Annotated in this window: 19 protein-coding genes; 7 read left to right on the plus strand and 12 right to left on the minus strand. The window is 36.2% G+C overall.

What is annotated here, in order from left to right; all coding sequences use genetic code 11:
- Positions 1 to 187: 187 nt before the first annotated feature.
- Both BM211_RS17310 and BM211_RS17315 read right to left on the minus strand, forming a co-directional pair.
- Positions 188 to 385 carry a DUF951 domain-containing protein gene (locus tag BM211_RS17310; RefSeq protein WP_035433803.1) on the minus strand — a complete coding sequence of 66 codons (198 nt, stop codon included), beginning with the start codon at positions 383 to 385 and terminating at the stop codon, positions 188 to 190.
- 20 nt (positions 386 to 405) lie between these two features.
- A complete protein-coding gene (locus BM211_RS17315; protein WP_035433805.1) occupies positions 406 to 1287 on the minus strand; it encodes a mechanosensitive ion channel family protein in 882 nt (293 codons plus the stop codon).
- Positions 1288 to 1875: 588 nt separating this feature from the next.
- Here BM211_RS17315 and yyaC point away from each other — a divergent pair.
- A complete protein-coding gene (yyaC, locus tag BM211_RS17320) occupies positions 1876 to 2472 on the plus strand; it encodes a spore protease YyaC (RefSeq protein ID WP_035433807.1) in 597 nt (198 codons plus the stop codon).
- 21 nt (positions 2473 to 2493) lie between these two features.
- Here the strand turns inward: yyaC and BM211_RS17325 are convergent, their stop codons facing one another.
- The 10 genes from BM211_RS17325 to rpmH all read right to left on the minus strand — a co-directional run bounded on the left by BM211_RS17325 (position 2494) and on the right by rpmH (position 12313).
- Positions 2494 to 3342, minus strand: coding sequence for a ParB/RepB/Spo0J family partition protein (locus BM211_RS17325; RefSeq protein ID WP_177206959.1), 849 nt, complete (start codon positions 3340 to 3342; stop codon positions 2494 to 2496).
- Positions 3335 to 4096, minus strand: a complete 762-nt coding sequence (gene soj / locus BM211_RS17330; RefSeq protein WP_035433811.1) for a sporulation initiation inhibitor protein Soj — start codon at positions 4094 to 4096, stop codon at positions 3335 to 3337. Before soj ends, BM211_RS17325 begins: the two co-directional genes overlap by 8 nt.
- 483 nt (positions 4097 to 4579) lie before the next feature.
- Complete coding sequence (gene noc, locus BM211_RS17335; RefSeq protein WP_035433813.1) at positions 4580 to 5428, minus strand: nucleoid occlusion protein; 849 nt, start codon at positions 5426 to 5428, stop codon at positions 4580 to 4582.
- Between the two features lie 388 nt (positions 5429 to 5816).
- Positions 5817 to 6536: a 16S rRNA (guanine(527)-N(7))-methyltransferase RsmG gene (gene rsmG / locus BM211_RS17340; protein WP_035433815.1), complete on the minus strand. Its 720-nt coding sequence runs from the start codon at positions 6534 to 6536 to the stop codon at positions 5817 to 5819.
- A gap of 21 nt (positions 6537 to 6557) precedes the next feature.
- Positions 6558 to 8447 carry a tRNA uridine-5-carboxymethylaminomethyl(34) synthesis enzyme MnmG gene (gene mnmG / locus BM211_RS17345; RefSeq protein WP_035433817.1) on the minus strand — a complete coding sequence of 630 codons (1890 nt, stop codon included), beginning with the start codon at positions 8445 to 8447 and terminating at the stop codon, positions 6558 to 6560.
- Positions 8448 to 8466: 19 nt separating this feature from the next.
- A complete protein-coding gene (gene mnmE, locus BM211_RS17350; protein ID WP_035433819.1) occupies positions 8467 to 9843 on the minus strand; it encodes a tRNA uridine-5-carboxymethylaminomethyl(34) synthesis GTPase MnmE in 1377 nt (458 codons plus the stop codon).
- Between the two features lie 470 nt (positions 9844 to 10313).
- Complete coding sequence (jag, locus tag BM211_RS17355; RefSeq protein WP_035433821.1) at positions 10314 to 10931, minus strand: RNA-binding cell elongation regulator Jag/EloR; 618 nt, start codon at positions 10929 to 10931, stop codon at positions 10314 to 10316.
- Complete coding sequence (gene spoIIIJ / locus BM211_RS17360) at positions 10928 to 11695, minus strand: YidC family membrane integrase SpoIIIJ (RefSeq protein ID WP_035433823.1); 768 nt, start codon at positions 11693 to 11695, stop codon at positions 10928 to 10930. Before spoIIIJ ends, jag begins: the two co-directional genes overlap by 4 nt.
- Before the next feature lie 39 nt (positions 11696 to 11734).
- Positions 11735 to 12100: a ribonuclease P protein component gene (gene rnpA, locus BM211_RS17365; protein ID WP_035433825.1), complete on the minus strand. Its 366-nt coding sequence runs from the start codon at positions 12098 to 12100 to the stop codon at positions 11735 to 11737.
- Positions 12101 to 12178: 78 nt separating this feature from the next.
- Positions 12179 to 12313 carry a 50S ribosomal protein L34 gene (gene rpmH, locus BM211_RS17370; RefSeq protein WP_000831901.1) on the minus strand — a complete coding sequence of 45 codons (135 nt, stop codon included), beginning with the start codon at positions 12311 to 12313 and terminating at the stop codon, positions 12179 to 12181.
- A gap of 561 nt (positions 12314 to 12874) precedes the next feature.
- On the opposite strand from rpmH, the gene dnaA reads away from it, so the two are divergent.
- From dnaA to gyrA, 6 genes are all read left to right on the plus strand, one after another.
- Positions 12875 to 14218, plus strand: a complete 1344-nt coding sequence (gene dnaA / locus BM211_RS17375; RefSeq protein WP_035433827.1) for a chromosomal replication initiator protein DnaA — start codon at positions 12875 to 12877, stop codon at positions 14216 to 14218.
- A 187-nt stretch (positions 14219 to 14405) separates the two neighbouring features.
- Positions 14406 to 15551: a DNA polymerase III subunit beta gene (gene dnaN, locus BM211_RS17380; RefSeq protein ID WP_035433830.1), complete on the plus strand. Its 1146-nt coding sequence runs from the start codon at positions 14406 to 14408 to the stop codon at positions 15549 to 15551.
- A 127-nt stretch (positions 15552 to 15678) separates the two neighbouring features.
- Positions 15679 to 15891 carry a S4 domain-containing protein YaaA gene (gene yaaA / locus BM211_RS17385; RefSeq protein ID WP_035433842.1) on the plus strand — a complete coding sequence of 71 codons (213 nt, stop codon included), beginning with the start codon at positions 15679 to 15681 and terminating at the stop codon, positions 15889 to 15891.
- Positions 15892 to 15903: 12 nt separating this feature from the next.
- A complete protein-coding gene (gene recF / locus BM211_RS17390) occupies positions 15904 to 17031 on the plus strand; it encodes a DNA replication/repair protein RecF (RefSeq protein ID WP_035433831.1) in 1128 nt (375 codons plus the stop codon).
- A gap of 38 nt (positions 17032 to 17069) precedes the next feature.
- Positions 17070 to 18992 (plus strand): DNA topoisomerase (ATP-hydrolyzing) subunit B, encoded by a 1923-nt coding sequence (gene gyrB / locus BM211_RS17395; protein WP_035433833.1) that lies wholly within the window; start codon positions 17070 to 17072, stop codon positions 18990 to 18992.
- A gap of 91 nt (positions 18993 to 19083) precedes the next feature.
- Positions 19084 to 21558, plus strand: coding sequence for a DNA gyrase subunit A (gene gyrA, locus BM211_RS17400; protein ID WP_035433835.1), 2475 nt, complete (start codon positions 19084 to 19086; stop codon positions 21556 to 21558).
- Positions 21559 to 21789 lie beyond the last annotated feature (231 nt).

The raw sequence follows: 21789 nt of genomic DNA on the forward strand, positions 1-21789 counted from the left end.
TTATAGATAGTAACGAATAAAATGACAAGCTTCATCCAAATTTATCAAGTGAAGCAAATAGTCTTTTACAGACAATTTCTCCCCTTCTATCCTCTGCGGATTTCCTACAAATTTGAAGCGGGAATCTTCCTGCCCATTAATTGCTAATAAAAAACAGCAGCAACAATGCCACTGTTTCTTATTTCATCTATTCTTCATGTTTTACAAGTATTTTCTTCACCTTACGATCAAAATCTCTTCGAGGAATTAATACCGAATGGTTACACCCCTCGCACTTAATACGGATGTCCATTCCCATACGGATAATCTTCCAACGATTTTCACCACATGGATGAGCTTTCTTCATTTCCACTATGTCATGCAAGTTATATTCTCTTTGCTCCATTCTCTAAACTCCTCTCACCACTAATTTACTGTCTCATTCATCAGTTCTTCACGGTTATATAGAACCATACGTGGATACGGAATTTCAATCCCATGTAAATCAAGACGATTTTTAATTTCTTTGCGTAGCGCTCTCGCTACTACAAAATGTTGCATCGGTTCTACTTCAGCTGTAACCCTCAAAACAACCTCTGATGCCGCTAAACTCTGTATACCTAATAATTGCGGACGATCAACCATTTGCTCATACCTTGTTGGTAATTCATCTAACAATGTTTCAAGAACTTGTTCTGCATGTTCAATATCACTTTCATATGAAATAGCTACATCTACAAAGGCAACGCTATTACTAACAGAGAAATTTGTTACTTCCTTAATACTTCCATTTGGAATAATATGAATTTCTCCTGTCCATTTCTTCATTTTTGTTGTTCGCAGGCCAATTTCTTGAATAACTCCTTCAAATTGCCCTAAGCGTACATAGTCCCCTACTGAAAATTGATCCTCTAATAAAATAAAGAATCCAGTAATAACGTCTTTGACTAAGTTTTGTGCACCAAAACCAACCGCCAAACCAACAACCCCTGCACCAGCTAATAATCCTTTTGTATCAATTCCAAATACACCTAACAGCGCAATTATTACAATAAAAAAGATAACATATGTTAAAATGTTTTCTAATAATTTTGCTACTGTCATCGTTCGTCTTTCAGAAATTTGAATCGGCGATTTGGCCTTCATTTTGAAAGCATTCCGGATAATCACTCTGCCAAGTCGAATAACTACACTCGAAATAATAAAAATAAGTATGATTTTCAGTAAACCGAGACCGATATTCTCCCATAATCCTGCATTTAATAACCAATTTGTAAAGTCTGTATATAAGTCGTGAATTCCTTTCATCGCGACCTACCTTTCTATCTTATATTCATTATTCATTGTAACAGAATTTCTCCTATATTTTACGAAAAAAGTTCTCTCATAACACTTTTATTTTCGCATTCCATGAGGTATAAAATCACACATTTTTTTATATACTAGTACTAGTATTCTACAGAATACATGATACGCTTCATCCTTTTTATACTTTATAAATCTATATACAAGAGTGCCCTCCTCTTCTGCTCATATCTTTTAAAACACTCTTATCCCATAAGAAAATGAAGTTTCCTCTAAACGAACAGCAAAATAGTTCTTATCTTAAGAGAAATATGTAATCTGCAAAAATCAAATTTATCCCGCTACTTTAGAGCAGTAAGACTCCCATCTCAAGATTTTGAGAAAACGGTGTCCAGCTCTAGCGGCTAGATTCTTCGGTCGTTTCGCCCCCTCGGATGAGACAAAAAGTACCTCTCTGCCTTTGGTGTGGGCGTCCTGCGATTCTGAGCGAGCCACTTCCGCTTTTCTAAAGAAGATAGGTGGGAGATATAACTGATGGTTAGTTAAACTTTATATGAAATATACTAAATTCTATTAAAGGATGGATGCTTCGTGAATATTGGAAGTTTTCGTTTACCTTTTTTTGAAAAAGATTCGCAACAGATTATGTATCATGATGTAAATTGCAATCAAACAATTAGTAGTTTTCTACTTTCTCATCTCCCAATCGAACAAAACTCTCCACTTATCATACTGTGTATTGGAACAGATCGCTCAACTGGTGATGCATTAGGGCCCCTTGTCGGCTCAAAACTACAGGATTATAACATCCAAAATTTTCATTTATACGGGACACTAGAATCACCCGTCCATGCTTTAAACTTGGAAGAAACAATTACAGAAATACACAAATCATTTATGAATCCCTTTATTATTGCGATTGATGCTTGTCTAGGGAAATCACAAAATATTGGTTCAATTACAGTTGGAACAGGTCCTAGTAAACCTGGAGCAGCTATGAATAAAAACCTTCCCTCAATTGGTGATATGCATATTCATGGTATTGTAAATTTAAATGGATTTATGGAGTTTTTTGTCCTACAAAATACAAGACTAAATCTTGTTATGAAAATGGCTACCGGCATTGCAGAAAGTATTATTGAAACTGATAAAAAAATTGCGGTAATGAAAAAAATAAACCATCTATAACTGAAGATGGTTTATTTTTTATCATTCTCCCGCTAAAAGTTCTAAAATACGTTGCAAGTCATCTTTATTGAAAAATTGAATTTCGATTTTTCCTTTTTCTTGTTTTGTTTCCTTAATTTTTACGGATGTTCCAAATCGATCTCGCAACACCGTCTCTTGTTCCTCAAAGAAGATATTTTTTTGTGGTTTTTGTCTCTTTGTTTCACGTGAAACATATTCATTCATTTGCTGAATAATTTGTTCCAACTGACGGACATTTAACCCTTCTTCTTTAATTCGTTGCAATAAATTATTGATTTTTGTTTTATCTTTTAATGCAAGTAGTGTTCGTCCATGTCCCATAGAAATACTTCCATTGGCAATCATATCTTGTACGAAAGGTGGGAGGGTAAGTAAACGAATGTGGTTTGCAATATGCGGTCTGCTTTTTCCAAGCCGCTTTGCTAACTGTTCTTGTGTTATCTTAAGCTCCTCCATGAGCATTTGATAAGCTAATGCTTCTTCAATTGGCGATAAATCTTCGCGTTGCAAATTCTCTAGTAACGCAAACTCCATCATTTGTTGATCATTTAACTCTCGAACCACGGCAGGAACTGTTTTAAGATCTGCTTCTTTTGCAGCACGAAATCTCCGTTCTCCTGCAACGATTTCATACCCCTTAATACTTTTCCGAACGATAAGAGGTTGTAAAATTCCATGTTCTTTAATAGATAACGCTAATTCTTGAATTGCTTCATTATGAAAATATTTACGCGGCTGATACGGGTTAGGACGCAATTGATTTATCTGCAATTCTTGAATTGTTTCTCCCTCTTTCACATCTAAATCTGGAAAAAACGCATTAATTCCTCTTCCTAGTCCTTTAGCCACCTGCAATCACTTCCTTTGCTAAATCTAAATACACTTCTGCCCCCCTTGACTTAGCATCATACATCATAATTGGTTTTCCATGACTCGGTGCTTCACTTAAACGTACATTACGCGGAATAATAGATCTATATACTTTATCTCGGAAGTATTTCTTCACTTCATCAATTACTTGTAGTCCTAAATTTGTACGAGCATCTAGCATTGTTAGTAAAACACCTTGAATTGCTAAATTTTTGTTTAAATGCTTTTGTACAAGACGAACTGTATTTAATAATTGACTTAACCCCTCTAGGGCGTAGTATTCACATTGAACAGGAATAATAACAGAATCTGCAGCAGTTAATGCATTAATGGTTAATAAACCTAAAGATGGGGGACAATCAATAATAATATAATCATATTCATCACGAATTGGCTGCAGCGCACGCTGCAGGCGAACTTCCCGGGAAATTGTCGGTACAAGTTCTATCTCGGCTCCTGCTAGTTGAATGGTAGCAGGGAGTACATCTAAATTCTCAGTTTTTGTTCGCTGTATAACTACACGAACATCCATGTCTTCTACAAGCACATTGTAAATACATTCATTTAACTCTGATTTTTCAATTCCGACTCCTGTCGTTGCATTCCCTTGTGCATCAATATCAACAAGAAGTACTTTTTTTCCTACTTGCGCCAATCCAGCTCCTAAATTTACCGATGTTGTTGTCTTTCCAACTCCACCTTTTTGATTAGCAATGGCAATGATTTTTCCCATGATGTCACCTACTTTCAACCTTTATATCTTTTTCTGCAAATGATTACTTTCATTTTAACATGAAATAATCATGCTTCTTTATTCTTCTGTATATTAAACTTCAAAATTTATTTACAAACTCCTTCTTAATTTTAAAAGAAAATATAGTACTTATACAGTGAAACCTCCATCAATGGGATGCTTTATTCCCCACTGATGGTTAGCCCACCCAATCGGGCGCATGCCAGCAGCTTTCTTCCCTGCTCTTCTCCAGCCTTTACTGCCCACGAATAGTGGGATAAAAATGGACTTATACCTTGCTTCCTTTCTTTGTTTTAAAACTTTGTGCGTGGCAAGAAAAGGTCCTGACCGCTCCTATACATAACCAGTCCCCCCTGACCATTTAAAAAATTGCTTTTCTGCCTTTTTTCATAGAGTTACTAGTTTTTAATGCATGACAAAACAAAAAGACCTCTACCGACGGTTTGAGGTCTTTCTATTTTCTTACTTCTTCTTTGGAATTTTAATTGTAATTTGATAGTATTCATCAAATTCTTCTTCTTCTGAATTTACATTTAAACCACTATTCGCAACCATTTGTAAAGATTGACGAATCGTATTCATTGCAATACGCATATCGCGACTTACCGCTTTTTGTTTTGCTTTTCGTTTCGGCTTCGTTTCTTCTAACAATTTAGCAATTCTATCTTCTGTTTGCTTCACATTCAATTGCTTTTCAATGATTTCTTGTAAAATTGTTAATTGAATCTCTTTATTTTTAAGTGGAATAAGAGCACGAGCATGACGTTCTGTAATACTCTTCTCTAATAGAGCTTGTTTAATTTCTTCAGGTAATTTTAATAGTCTCAACTTGTTCGCAATTGTAGATTGTCCTTTACCTAGTCGCTGTGCTAATGCTTCTTGCGTTAAATTATGTAATTCAATTAACTTTTGATAAGCAACAGCTTCTTCAATTGCTGTAAGTTCCTCTCGTTGCAAGTTTTCAATTAAAGCAACAGAAGCAGTCTCAGTATCGTTCAAATTTTTTATAATAGCCGGAACAGTTTCCCAACCTAATTTTGTAGCAGCTCGAAAACGTCTTTCACCAGCAATAATCTCATATTTTCCCTCGCCATACTGCCGAACAACAATTGGTTGAATTAATCCATGTGTATGAATTGTAAGAGCAAGCTCTTCAATACGCGCATCATCAAAAATTGTCCGTGGCTGATAGCGATTAGGAACGATATTTGCTAACGAAATTTGTTTGATTTCTTCATGGCTTTCTTCTTGTAGTGCTAATTCAGCCTCTTTATCTCCAAAGCCAAATAAACGAGAAAATGTGTTTTTCATACATATTCCACCACCTTGAATCCTATTGAATACTCTATACAAAAATGTTTCATGTGAAACATTTACGTTCTTATTCCACAGTAACGGACAGTAATATCCCCATCTCAAAATTTCCTCATACATAAAGTTAGGCAGGTAAAAATAAACTGTCCACAAAAGCACAATTTGTTGAACTAGCGATTAGTAAGAGGTTCAGCTTCCCTACTAATCAAAGTTTCCCTTTATTTCTTTCGCTCTAACGGGCAGTAAGCCCACGCCTCAATATTGTAAGAAATCTAAAAAGATAGGTGGTGGATAACTGCCTGTAAAAGCTCGATTCGTTCAACTAAGCATCAGTGCTAATAAACAAGCTTACTGATATATAACTTAATCTTACGTCTAATAAGATTTATTTTTCAATAGGTAATTTATTCGGTGTTCCTGGCTTACGCGGATATTTCTTTGGCGTTTTTCTCTTTTTATCAATCAATAAAATGTTACGTTCGCTTTCCTCGAATGGTAATTGGAACGTAGACATCTCTTTTAATTCCCCACCAAGCACTTGCAGAGCATACTTACCATTTTCAATTTCTTCGTTTGCAGCTGCACCTTTCATTGCAATAAATGTTCCTCCTACTTTCACAAGCGGTAGGCACAATTCACTTAAGACAGAAAGGCGAGCAACAGCGCGTGCCATTACAATATCAAAAGATTCACGTACTCCTTCTTTTTGTCCAAATGTTTCTGCACGATCATGACAAAACGCTACGTCTTGTAATTCTAATTTTGTTGCTAAATGATTTAAAAACGTAATACGCTTTTGCAAAGAATCGACAATTGTAATTTTTAAATTTGGAAAACATATTTTTAATGGAATACTCGGGAACCCTGCCCCTGCGCCAACATCACAAATAGAAAATGGTTTTGAAAAATCATAATAAAAAGCAGCTGTAATAGAATCAAAAAAGTGTTTTAAATACACATCTTCTTTCTCTGTAATTGCAGTTAAGTTCATTTTTTCATTCCATTCAACTAATGTTTCAAAATAGATTTCAAATTGTTCTAACTGCCTAGCAGAAAGAGTAATCCCTCTTTCCACTAGCATAGATTGAAATTGTTCTATATTCATCTCGCTATATCTCCTGACTATTTATTGGTTCGATACTCGTGCAATTTTTCCTTGTTCTATATACACAAGTAAAATGGAAATATCAGCTGGATTTACCCCAGAAATACGAGATGCTTGCCCCATAGATAGCGGACGGACATCTTTTAATTTTTGACGTGCTTCAGAAGCTATTCCAGAAATTGCATCATAATCAATATCAACCGGAATCTTTTTGCTTTCCATACGTTTCATACGTTCTACTTGTTGTAAAGATTTTTCAATATATCCTTCATATTTAAGCTGGATCTCAACTTGCTCTGCTACTTCATCACTAACTTCTACTTCACTTGGAGCAAGAAGATGGATATGCTCATATGTCATTTCTGGACGGCGTAATAAATCACTCGCACGTATACCATCCTTTAGTTCACTTCCGCCAGCTCCGCGGATAAGTTCTTGTACTTCAGGACGCGGCTTAATAATAATACTTGCTAAACGTTCTTTTTCTTTTTCAATTTTCTCTTTCTTTGCTGTAAAACGTTCATATCGTTCTTCTGGAATCAACCCAATTTCATGCCCAGTCTCTGTTAAACGCAGGTCCGCATTGTCATGACGTAATAATAATCGATATTCTGCACGGGACGTTAACAAGCGATATGGCTCATTTGTACCTTTTGTAACTAAATCATCGATTAAAACACCAATGTATGCATCTGAACGATTTAAAATCACTTCTTTTTTACCTAATGAACGACACGCAGCATTAATACCGGCCATTAAACCTTGCCCTGCCGCTTCTTCATAACCAGAAGTTCCATTAATTTGACCCGCTGTATATAAATTTTGTATTTTCTTTGTTTCAAGTGTTGGCCAAAGCTGCGTTGGTACAATTGCATCATATTCAATTGCATATCCTGTGCGCATCATTTCTACGTTCTCTAGGCCAGGAATGGTCTTTAACATCTCACGTTGTACATCTTCTGGTAAACTTGTTGATAAACCTTGTACGTATACTTCTTGTGTATTGCGACCTTCTGGCTCTAAGAAAATTTGATGACGCGGCTTATCGTGGAAACGAACAACCTTATCTTCAATAGAAGGACAGTATCGTGGGCCTGTTCCTTTGATCATGCCCGAATACATAGCAGAACGATGTAAGTTTCCATCGATTAAACGATGCGTTTCTTCACTTGTGTATGTTAACCAGCATGGAATTTGATCCATGATGAACTTTGTTGTTTCAAAAGAGAATGAACGCGGTATATCATCACCTGGCTGAATTTCTGTTTTGCTATAATCAATTGTACGACTATCTACACGCGGAGGCGTACCCGTTTTAAAACGAACTAGTTCAAACCCAAGCTCTTCTAAATGCTCCGATAATTTCACAGATGGTTGTTGATTATTTGGACCGCTTGAATATTTTAAATTCCCAACAATAATTTCACCGCGTAAAAACGTACCAGTTGTAATAACAACTGTTTTCGCTGTATATTCTCCTCCAGTTTGTGTAACAACGCCTTTACATACACCATCTTCCACAACTAAGCGTTCAACCATTGCTTGACACAATGTTAAATTTGGCGTTTCTTCGATTGTTTTTTTCAATTCATGCTGATACGCAAATTTATCTGCTTGGGCACGAAGTGCACGTACTGCTGGACCTTTCCCAGTGTTTAACATACGCATTTGAATATGCGTTTTATCAATATTTCTTCCCATCTCGCCGCCAAGTGCATCAATTTCACGAACAACAATTCCTTTTGCAGGTCCACCAACTGAAGGGTTACACGGCATAAATGCGACCATATCTAAGTTAATTGTTAACATTAATGTTTTTGCTCCCATACGAGCTGCTGCCAAACCAGCTTCACATCCTGCATGGCCTGCACCGATTACAATCACATCATAAGAACCAGCATTGTATCCCACTTTCCATTCCTCCTTACAATTACTTTCCTAAACAAAATTGAGAGAATAACTGATCAATTAAGCTTTCGTGTACAGTGTCTCCCGTAATTTCACCGAGTATTTCCCATGTTCTTGTTAAATCAATCTGTACCATATCAATTGGCACGCCGCTGTGAATAGCCGCAATTGCATCACCAATCGTCTTTTCTGCTTGTGTTAATAAACCAATGTGACGAGCATTCGATACATATGTCATATCAGTCGCTTCAATTGCTCCTTCAAAGAAGAGATCGGCAATTGCCCGTTCTAGCTCATCTACACCTTTCTCTTCAAGTAAAGCTGTTGTAATAACACGAGCTGAACCCGCCAATTTTCCAACGTACTCCATGTCAATTTGCTGCGGTAAATCTGTTTTATTTACAATGACGATAAAGTCTTTTCCTTGTACCGCTCGGAATAACTCTTCATCCTCACTTGTTAACGCTTCGCTATAATTTACAACAAGAAGAACTAAATCTGCTTTATTCATCATCTCTTTTGAGCGTTCGACACCAATTTGTTCTACAATATCATCTGTCTCACGAATACCAGCTGTATCAATCAATTTAAGCGGTACACCGCGCACGTTCACATATTCTTCAATAACATCTCGAGTTGTTCCTGCTATATCTGTTACAATTGCCTTCTTTTCCTGTACAAGGCTATTTAATAGCGATGACTTTCCAACATTCGGTCTTCCAATAATAGCCGTTGCAATTCCTTCGCGCAAAATCTTCCCTTGCTTTGAAGTTTGTAACAACTTTTCAATTTCTGACTTAACATAAGTCGCCTTCTCAATTAAAACACCATGCGTCATTTCTTCTACGTCATCGTATTCCGGATAATCAATGTTCACTTCAACATGAGCTAACGTTTCTAAAATCTCTTGTCGCAAACGACCAATTAATTTTGATAATCGGCCTTCCATTTGATTAATCGCAACATTCATTGCACGATCTGTTTTAGCACGAATTAAATCCATAACCGCTTCTGCTTGCGATAAGTCAATACGCCCATTTAAAAAAGCACGCTTTGTAAATTCTCCAGGCTCTGCCAAGCGAACACCTTGTGATAAAATAAGCTGTAATACTTTATTTACAGAAACAAGGCCACCATGACAATTTACCTCAACAATATCCTCACGCGTAAATGTCTTTGGTGCCCGCATAATCGAAACCATAACTTCTTCAATCACTTTATTTGTATCTAAATCCACAATATGCCCATACTGAATTGTATGAGATGGAACTGTCGTTAAATCTTTTCCTTTAAAAATACGGTTTACCTTTTCTACCGCATCATCTCCACTTACTCGAACAATGGCAATTGCACCTTCCCCAAGAGCTGTGGAAATCGCAGCAATTGTATCAAATTCCATGTTCTTTCACCTCACTTGCTTATTTCTCTATATTTCAACACGATTTTTTCTTTCACTAAATTATTAGGATACCATAACGAAACTTCGTAAAAAAGAATAATAACTTATTTTATTATGTCCTCACCTAAATCGCACTAAACTTATGCACAGTGGATAAGTTTAGTGCGATTTTTTATCCACAGATCATTTCTCTGTCTTCATATTTTATCCAGTAAAAAACCGGCACTCAAACGAGTTACCGGTTTATCCCGCTATTCGCGGGCAGTAATATTCCCACCTCAAATTTTGGTGAAAGCATTGTCCAGTTCTAGTGGCTAGAATGTTCGGTAGCTTCGCCTCTTCCTAACATTCTGGACGAGCCACTTCCACTTTTCTTAAGAAGTTAGGTGGGAGATAAACTGCCCGTAAAAGTTTGATTGATTCAACTAGCCACCCATCTAGAATCAATTCCTCAAGATGGGTGTTTCATGTTATTTCGGAGATACAACAACATGTCGATGTGGTTCTTTACCTTCAGACGTTGTAATCACATATGGATGATTCGAAAGTGCTTGATGTATAATTTTTCTTTCAAAAGAAGGCATCGGTTCTAACACAACCCTTTTTTTGGTGTTGCCCACTTGCTTTGCTAACCGAAGCGCAAGCGATTCTAACGTGTTTTTTCGTTTATCACGATAATTTTCAGCGTCAATTGTTACACCGATATATTGTTTCGTACTACGATTTGCAACAAGTTTTGTTACATATTGTAAAGAATTTAATATATTACCTCTTTTTCCAATTAATACACCAATATCACTACCAGAAAGCGTAAAATGAATCTCACGCCCTTTTACATCTGTTTCAACAGTTACATCAACATCCATTGCTTTTATGATACTTTTCAAATAAAGTTCTGCTTCTTCTACAGGATCTTTTGTTACAATGACCTCTACAATAGCAGGTCGTCCTCCAATAAACCCAAGAAAAGCTTTTTTTCCTTCATCAATGACATGTATCTCAACTTTATCTCTTGGTACTTGTAATTGTTCTAATGCAAATTGCACTGCCAGTTCGACGGTTTGTCCTTTAGCAGTAATCATACTCACTTACTTGATCCTCCTGCCTTACTAGCCTTAAGATCCGGCCCTTTGATCAAATATGTTTGAGCAATACCAAAGATGTTACCTACTACCCAGTAAAGAGATAATGCAGCTGGGAAGTTAATTGCGAAAACCAAAATCATGATAGGCATAAGCCAAAGCATCATTGCCATTTGTGGATTTTGCCCCGCAGTACCAGCCATTGCTAGCTTTTGTTGAATAAACGTTGTGATCGCTGCAACGATTGGAAGAATATAATATGGATCAGCATGACCTAAATCAAACCATAAAAAACTATGTTGTTTGATTTCTGCCGTTCTGATAATTGCATGATAAAATGCAAATAAAATTGGCATTTGAATAAATATTGGTAAACAACCTGCTAATGGATTGATGCCATGCTTTTGATACAATTGCATCATTTCTTGTTGCAACTTTTGTTGAGTTGCTTGGTCTTTAGAGCTATATTTCTCTTTTAATTTTGCCATTTCAGGTTGTAATACTTGCATCGCTTTCGTGCTCTTCGTTTGCTTAATCATTAATGGTAATAACGCAAAACGAATGATAAGAGTTGTAACAACAATCGCTAAACCATAGTTATTGCCAAATATGGTTGCAAAATACGTGATTAACTGAGAAAGTGGATATACGAAATATTCATTCCAAATCCCTGTACTTTGCGGTGTAATCGGCTGATTTGTTTGATTACAGCCAGCGGCAATTGCCATAACAACAATAAGCATAACTAGTAAGCCTATCTTTTTTTTCACAGCCTGCTCCTCCTTGTTTCGGTATGTATATTGTGTAATTCATTTTCCTCTTTTTCCGCCATTTTTTGCCCGTTTTACTCCCGAGCGTTGCAGAGCATGAATTAAGCTTTTCTTTAATTGTTCATAGTCCATGTCTGAACAAGGCTTCCTTGCTATTATAACAAAATCTTTCCCAGAATCTATCTCATCTTTTAATTCTGTAAAAGCCTGACGGATCATACGCTTAATGCGATTACGCATAACTGCATTTCCTATTTTTTTACTAACGGAAAGACCAATTCGAAAATACGGTTGATCAGGCTTCTCTAACTGATAGATAACAAATTGACGATTGGCATTTGATTTTCCATTTTGAAAAACAGCTTGAAATTCCTCATTCTTCTTTACACGATTCTTTTTCTTCATATCAATTGAACACTCCTGTATTTCGCCAGTGGAAAATTCATAATTACTAGAAAAAAAGACCACTGAACGATCAGTGGCCTACGCAGATAATACTTTTCTACCTTTACGACGACGAGCTGCTAGAACTTTACGTCCGTTCGCTGTGCTCATACGGCTACGGAAACCATGTACTTTGCTGCGCTTACGTTTATTTGGTTGATAAGTTCTTTTCATTATATGACACCTCCCTGAGGAATAACTGTTAAAGACAGTCCTATAAATTATAGTTAATTTGTTAGGAAAATGTCAATGCCTCTAGAAATTTTCATAAAATATTCATTTTCTCTCTATTCACAAGGTTGTTCACAGCGTATTCCATTTGTTGTGGATAATTTTTTTCGCCACTTTTTTCTATCCACAAATTTTTTTTTGTTTTCACACAGTATATCGTACTGTGGACAAGTTTATTCCACAAGGTATTGATTTTGTGGATAACTTTCCGAATTACATTGCTATTGCTATCTTTTTTTGATATTATAGTTGTGTTTTCACCTTGAACAAGTTTTTAACAATTATTATTTATCCACAAAGTGTGCATAACTTGTGGACATGTATAATCACATGTGCATAAAAAGTTTTCCACAACGTGTTTTTTTGTCGAAAACTCTATTTCGGATTTTAAATGCTTTTTTCTTTTAAAAAGTGTTTCGTATAAATATACAGCGTTTTTCGCTTGCGTTATACAAATATTAAACACCCTGTTGTATCATCGTCTTTTGTAAAGGAGGGACACCTTTGGAAAATATTTCGGATTTATGGAATAGCACCTTAAAAGAATTAGAAAAGAAAGTAAGTAAGCCTAGTTATGAAACGTGGCTTAAGTCTACAAAAGCGTATTCTTTAAAAAAGGACGTTTTAACAATTACTGCGCCGAATGAATTTGCACGTGATTGGTTGGAATCCCATTATTCTGATCTTATTTCAGAAACAATTATTCATTTAATGGGAGCGGAACTTACAATTCGCTTTATCATTCCACAAAGTCAAACAGAAGAGGAATTTGACTATCCTCCTGTTCAAAAGAATAAAACAATGCATGGTGAGCCTAATCATTTCCCACAAAGTATGCTTAATCCTAAATATATATTTGATACCTTTGTAATCGGTTCTGGCAATCGTTTTGCCCATGCTGCTTCTTTAGCTGTGGCGGAGGCGCCCGCTAAAGCATACAATCCCTTATTTATTTACGGGGGAGTAGGACTAGGAAAGACGCATTTAATGCATGCGATTGGTCATTATGTCATCGAACACAATCCAAACGCAAAAGTCGTTTATCTATCATCTGAAAAATTTACAAATGAGTTTATTAATTCTATTCGTGATAATAAAGCAGTTGATTTTCGCAATAAATATCGAAACGTCGATGTTCTGCTTATCGATGATATTCAATTTCTTGCTGGAAAAGAACAGACGCAAGAAGAATTCTTCCATACGTTTAATGCATTACACGAAGAAAGTAAACAAATTGTAATTTCAAGTGATCGTCCACCAAAAGAAATTCCAACATTAGAAGATCGCTTACGCTCACGTTTTGAATGGGGACTTATTACAGATATTACTCCTCCAGATTTAGAAACAAGGATTGCGATTTTACGTAAGAAAGCAAAAGCTGAGGGGCTTGATATCCCGAATGAAGTTATGCTTTATATCGCTAATCAAATCGACTCTAACATTCGTGAATTAGAAGGTGCCCTAATTCGTGTTGTAGCGTACTCCTCTTTAATTAATAAGGATATTAATGCGGATTTAGCTGCTGAAGCACTAAAACATATTATTCCAAATTCAAAGCCAAAAATTATTTCAATTTATGACATTCAGAAGGCTGTAGGGGATATTTTCCAAGTGAAATTGGAAGACTTTAAAGCAAAAAAGCGCACAAAATCTGTCGCTTTCCCTCGTCAAATTGCAATGTATCTGTCTCGTGAATTAACGGATTCCTCTTTACCAAAAATCGGTGAAGAGTTCGGCGGACGTGATCATACTACAGTCATTCATGCCCATGAAAAAATTTCAAAGTTGTTAAAAACAGATACACAATTACAAAGACAACTGGAAGAAATTCGCGATATTTTAAAGTAATAATTAAATAATGTGAACAACGTGAATAACTATTCTTGTTTTACACACAGTCTATCCACATGTAGATAGACTGTTTTTCCGTCTTTTTATTAAGTTATCCACATATCCACAAGCCCTATTACTATTACTACTAATTTTTTATTATTATTAAATAAACTCAATTTTATACTTACCGGAGGTTTTCGATATGCATTTTTCAATTCAAAAAGACTACCTTGTCAGAAGTGTACAAGATGTAATGAAAGCTGTTTCCTCTCGTACAACAATTCCAATTCTTACAGGGATCAAAATTGTAGCAAATGAAGAAGGTGTTACATTAACAGGTAGTGACGCAGATATATCCATTGAATCTTTTATCCCAGTCGAAGAAGATGGGAAAGAAATTGTAGAAGTAAAACAATCTGGAAGTATTGTTTTACAAGCAAAATATTTCAGTGAAATTGTAAAAAAATTACCGAAAGATACAGTTGAAATTTCTGTAGAAAGTCATTTTATGACAAAAATAAAATCTGGAAAATCTGAGTTTAATCTAAATGGTTTAGATTCAGCTGAGTATCCATTATTACCACAGATTGAAGAACATCATGTATTTCAAATCCCAACAGATCTTTTAAAGCACATGATTCGTCAAACTGTATTCGCTGTATCTACATCAGAAACACGTCCGATCTTGACAGGTGTAAACTGGAAGATATATAACAGCGAGTTGACTTGCATTGCAACAGATAGTCATCGTTTAGCACTTCGTAAAGCAAAAATTGCAGGACAAACGATTGCAAATGAGTTTCAAGCTAATGTTGTGATTCCAGGAAAAAGTTTAAATGAATTAAGTAAGATTCTTGATGAATCAGAAGAGATGGTAGATATTGTTGTAACGGAGTATCAAGTTTTATTCCGTACAAAACATTTGTTATTTTTCTCTAGACTATTAGAAGGCAGCTACCCGGACACTACAAGACTTATTCCGCCTGATAGCAAAACAGATATTTTTGTAAATACAAAAGAATTTTTACAAGCGATTGATCGAGCGTCGTTATTAGCGAGAGATGGACGTAATAATGTTGTGAAATTATCAACTTTAGAAAATGAAATGTTGGAAATTTCATCGAATTCTCCAGAAATCGGAAAAGTAGTAGAAGAAGTTCAATGTGAGCAATTTACTGGGGAAGAGTTAAAAATTTCGTTTAGTGCAAAATATATGATGGATGCATTAAAAGCATTGGATAGTACAGAAATCAAAGTTAGTTTTACTGGTGCGATGAGACCATTTTTAATTCGTACTGTGAACGATGATTCCATTATTCAACTAATTTTACCGGTACGTACGTACTAAAATTATGGTGAGGGTTACTAGTGTGGATTTACTGGTAACCCTTTTGATTTCTCGCTATTACTTTCCTAATGCTTGTTTATTTAGTACAATGAAAGAATGAACACTTTTAGAAAGTGAGCGATTTATGATGAAACGTATTCAAATTTCGACAGAATATATTACATTAGGACAATTTTTAAAACTGGCTGACGTGATTGATACAGGCGGAGCGGTAAAGTGGTTTTTACAAGAGTATGAAGTGTATGTAAATAAAGAACTTGAAAATCGACGAGGCCGAAAATTATATACAAATGATATTGTTGAAATTCCGGAGATCGGAACATTTCAAGTTCAAGGATAAAGGGGGATCCCTTTGTATATTACAGAATTACATTTACAGAACTATCGCAATTATGAGAAGTTAGATCTTTCCTTCGAAGATAAAGTAAACGTAATTATTGGTGAAAATGCGCAAGGAAAAACCAATTTGATGGAAGCAATCTACGTATTAGCGATGGCGAAATCTCATCGAACTTCTAATGATCGTGAACTTATCCGATGGGATGAGGATTATGGTAAAATAAAAGGGAAACTACAAAAGAGAAACAACTCTTTGTCTTTAGAACTAAATGTTTCTAAAAAAGGGAAAAAGGCAAAGTTAAATCAACTTGAGCAACAAAAATTAAGTCAATATATTGGTGTGATGAATGTTGTTATGTTTGCACCAGAAGATTTAAATCTTGTTAAAGGAAGTCCTCAAGTACGAAGACGTTTTTTAGACATGGAGCTTGGACAAATAGCTCCTGTGTATTTGTATGAATTAAGTCAATATCAAAAAGTCCTTACACAGCGTAATCATTTGCTTAAAAAAATGCAAGGAAGCAGTAAAAGTGATGAAGCTATGCTAGATGTGTTTACAATTCAACTCGTTGAGCATGGTGTAAAAGTGTTAAAAAAACGTTTTGAATTTTTACGTCTATTACAAGAATGGGCAGCTCCAATTCATCAAGGAATTAGCAGAGGACTTGAAGAACTAGAAATAGTTTATAAACCAAGCATAGATGTATCAGAATCCATGGATTTGTCGAAAATAGAAGAAGTATACTATGAAAGTTTCCAATCTGTGAAACAACGTGAAATCTTCCGTGGTACAACCTTAATTGGTCCTCACCGTGACGATTTGCAATTCTTTGTTAATGGGAAAAATGTTCAAGTTTTTGGTTCGCAAGGACAACAACGAACGACCGCGCTTTCCCTAAAGTTAGCTGAGATCGAATTGATTTATTCAGAAGTTAACGAATATCCAATCCTTTTATTAGATGATGTGTTATCAGAACTAGATGATTACAGGCAATCACATCTGCTTAATACGATTCAAGGAAAAGTGCAAACGTTTGTAACAACGACAAGTGTTGATGGAATTGAGCATGATACATTAAAACAAGCAAAAACAATTCATGTAACGAACGGCACAGTGGATTGTGGAGAAGAAGATAAATAACTTCTGTCTAAATGGAAAAGTAGGTGATCTTTGTGTCAATGGAACAAAAGGAAATGCAAGAGAATGCATATGATGAAAGTCAAATACAGGTATTGGAAGGACTAGAAGCGGTTCGAAAACGTCCAGGGATGTACATTGGTTCGACGAGTGGAAAAGGTCTTCATCATCTTGTATGGGAAATTGTTGATAATAGTATTGACGAGGCATTAGCAGGATATTGTGATGAGATTAATCTAGCTATTGAGGAAGACAATAGTATTACAGTAACAGATGATGGTCGTGGTATTCCGGTTGGGATGCACGAGAAAATGGGTCGTCCCGCTGTAGAAGTTATTATGACAGTCCTTCATGCAGGTGGGAAATTTGGCGGCGGCGGTTATAAAGTTTCTGGTGGTTTACATGGTGTAGGTGCTTCTGTCGTAAATGCATTATCAACGGAGCTAGAGGTATTTGTTCACCGTGACGGGCAAATTCATTATCAAAAATATGAACGTGGTATTCCGGTTGCAGACTTAAAGGTGATTGGGGATACAGATCACACAGGAACAGTAACGCGTTTCAAACCAGATGCAGAAATTTTTACTGAAACTACGGAATATGAATTTGATACGTTAGCAACTCGTTTACGAGAACTAGCGTTTTTAAATCGTAATATTAAACTAACAATTGAAGATAAACGTGAGCATAAACAAAAGAAAGAATTCCATTATGAAGGCGGTATTAAGTCTTATGTTGAGCATTTAAATCGCTCTAAAGAGCCGATACATGAAGAGCCGGTATATGTAGAAGGTGCAAAAGATGGAATTCAAATTGAGGTTGCTCTTCAATATAACGAAGGATATACAACTAACATTTATTCATTTACAAATAATATTCATACGTATGAAGGTGGTACGCATGAAGTTGGATTTAAAACAGCATTAACACGTGTGATTAATGATTATGGCCGGAAAAATAATATTTTAAAAGATGCTGATAGTAATTTAACGGGTGAAGATGTTCGTGAAGGTTTAACGGCTATTGTATCCATTAAACATCCAAATCCGCAATTTGAAGGGCAAACGAAAACGAAACTCGGAAATAGCGAAGCGAGAACAATTACAGAATCAGTTTTCTCTGAAGCACTTGAAAAGTTTTTACTTGAAAACCCAAATGTCGCTCGAAAAATTGTAGATAAGGGAACGATGGCAGCTCGCGCACGTGTGGCGGCGAAAAAGGCTCGTGAATTAACGCGAAGAAAAAGTGCACTAGAAGTATCAAGCTTGCCAGGAAAACTTGCAGATTGTTCTTCTAAAGATCCTTCTATTAGTGAAATTTATATCGTAGAGGGTGATTCTGCGGGTGGTTCAGCAAAACAAGGGCGTGATCGTCATTTTCAAGCAATTTTACCGCTTAAGGGAAAAATTATTAACGTCGAAAAAGCTCGTTTAGATAAAATTTTATCAAACGATGAGGTGCGTACAATTATTACTGCGCTTGGTACAGGTATTGGCGGAGACTTTGATATTGAAAAGGCGCGTTATCATAAAGTTATTATTATGACGGATGCTGATGTCGACGGTGCTCATATTCGCACCCTATTATTAACGTTCTTCTACCGTTATATGCGTCAAATTATTGAGCACGGTTATATATATATTGCACAACCGCCATTATATAAAGTGCAACAAGGTAAGCGAGTTGAATATGCTTACAACGATAAAGAACTTGAAAGTATATTAGCGGAAATTCCGAAACTACCAAAACCAGGTATTCAACGCTATAAAGGTCTTGGAGAAATGAATCCAGCGCAGTTATGGGAAACAACAATGGATCCAGAAATACGTTCACTTCTTCAAGTTTCGCTTCAAGATGCAATCGAAGCGGATGAAACATTTGAAATTTTAATGGGTGATAAAGTTGAACCACGTCGTAACTTTATCCAAGAAAATGCAAAATATGTGAAAAACCTTGATATTTAATGACTGATGACAGGAATCGGAGTATTCCTGTCTTCTACGTATAAATGAACATGATATATCGATCGGAAATGTAATGAGGAGGTGCTGGTTGATGTCAGACAACCAACAACAAGGCCGAATTCGAGAAATTAATATTAGCCAAGAAATGCGTACCTCGTTTTTAGATTATGCGATGAGCGTTATCGTATCTCGTGCACTGCCAGATGTTCGTGATGGATTAAAACCTGTTCACCGCAGAATTTTATATGCGATGAACGATTTAGGGATTACTGCTGATAAGGCGTATAAGAAGTCTGCGCGTATTGTTGGTGAAGTAATTGGTAAGTATCATCCACACGGTGATTCGGCGGTATATGAAACAATGGTGCGAATGGCCCAAGACTTTAGTCAACGTTATATGCTAGTAAATGGACATGGTAACTTCGGTTCTGTCGATGGTGATTCGGCGGCTGCGATGCGTTATACAGAGGCAAAAATGTCCAAGATTTCTATGGAACTATTGCGTGATATCACAAAAAATACAATTGATTATCAAGATAACTATGATGGTTCGGAAAGAGAACCGATTGTATTACCTGCGCGCTTTCCTAATTTATTAGTAAATGGTGCAACAGGTATTGCGGTTGGGATGGCAACGAACATTCCTCCGCATCAGCTTGGTGAAGTAATTGATGGGGTATTAGCGTTAAGTCATAATCCGGAGATTACGATTGCGGAATTAATGGAGTATATTCCCGGCCCAGACTTCCCAACAGCTGGTCAAATTCTTGGACGAAGTGGAATTCGAAGAGCGTATGAAACAGGGCGTGGTACAGTAATTCTTCGTGCAAAAGTAGAGATCGAAGAGAAGGCAAATGGGAAACAATCTATTATTGTGACTGAACTACCATATCAAGTGAATAAAGCAAGATTGATTGAAAAGATTGCGGAGCTTGTTCGAGACAAAAAGATTGATGGTATTACAGATTTACGTGATGAATCAGATCGAACTGGTATGCGTATCGTTATGGAATTACGACGAGATGCTAATGCAAATGTGTTATTGAATAACTTATATAAACATACAGCACTTCAGACAAGCTTTGGTATTAATATGCTATCGCTCGTAAATGGAGAACCGAAAGTATTAAATTTAAAAGAATGTCTATATTATTACCTGGATCATCAGAAGGTCGTTATCCGTAGACGTACTGCATATGAATTAGAGAAAGCGGAAGCTCGTGCTCATATTTTAGAAGGTTTACGCATTGCGTTAGATCATCTTGATGAAGTAATTACTCTAATTCGTAATTCGAAGACAGCAGACATTGCAAAGCAAGGATTAATGGAACGTTTTGGCTTAAGTGAAAAGCAAGCCCAAGCAATTTTAGATATGCGTTTGCAACGTTTAACAGGGTTAGAGCGTGAAAAAATCGAACAAGAATATCAAGAACTACTTGCATTGATTGCGGAGTTAAAAGCAATTCTCGCAGATGAAGAGAAAGTTCTTGAAATTATTCGTGAAGAATTAACAGAAGTTAAAGATCGCTTTAATGATACACGAAGATCAGAAATTACAATTGGCGGTATGGAAGCAATCGAGGATGAAGATTTAATTCCAGAGCAAAACATTGTAATTACACTTACTCATAATGGGTATGTAAAACGATTACCAGCTTCTACGTACAAAACGCAAAATCGTGGCGGACGTGGAGTTCAAGGTATGGGGACGAACAATGATGATTTTGTAGAACATTTGTTAACAACATCTACACATGATCATATTCTATTCTTCACAAATAAAGGGAAAGTATACCGGACGAAGGGATATGAAATCCCAGAGTATAGCCGTACAGCTAAGGGTATACCGATTATTAATTTATTAGAAGTAGATAAAGATGAATGGGTAAATGCGATTATCCCAATCCGAGAATTCAGTGATGACCATTACTTATTCTTTACGACGAAACAGGGTATTGCAAAAAGAACACCACTTTCATCGTTTGCTAACATACGTAATAATGGTTTAATTGCAATATCACTTCGTGAAGATGATGAAGTTATTTCTGTTCGATTAACAACAGGCGAAAAAGATATGATTGTGGGAACGAGTAACGGTATGTTAATTCGCTTCCATGAACAAGATGTTCGCTCGATGGGACGTAATGCAGCGGGTGTGAAAGCTATTACGTTAGGTGAGGAAGATCAAGTAGTTGGCATGGAAATCGTTGAAGATGAAATGGATGTTTTAATTGTAACGAAAAATGGTTATGGCAAGCGAACGCCAGTTGAAGAATATCGCCTCCAAAGCCGTGGGGGTAAAGGACTTAAAACATGTAATATTACAGATAAGAATGGTAAGTTAATTGCTGTTAAGTCTGTAAATGGTGAAGAAGATATTATGCTGATTACAGCAGCGGGTGTTTTAATCCGTATGCCGGTTGATCAAATTTCTCAAATGGGACGTAATACACAAGGTGTTCGTTTAATTCGTTTAGAAGGCGAGCAAGAAGTAGCAACGGTAGCAAAAACACAAAAAGAAGATGAAGAAGAGATACAAGAAGATCAAGAAAGCTCAGAAGAATAAGGGAACTTCCCTTATTCTTTTTTTTATAAAAAGGGCTTGCGTAGGAGAAGCAAAGTCTATATAATAGGCAGAGTCAGCAATTCGTTGAAACAAAATGTTAAAACAATTTGTTGACGAACATGAAATGTTATGTTATATTATGAAAGTCGCCAAAACGCGACATTGAACTTTGAAAACTAAACGAAACAAACAACGTGAAACGTCAATTTTTATTTATGATGCTAGACAAAC

The organism is Bacillus sp. 491mf (assembly GCF_900112415.1).
Lineage (GTDB): Bacteria > Bacillota > Bacilli > Bacillales > Bacillaceae_G > Bacillus_A.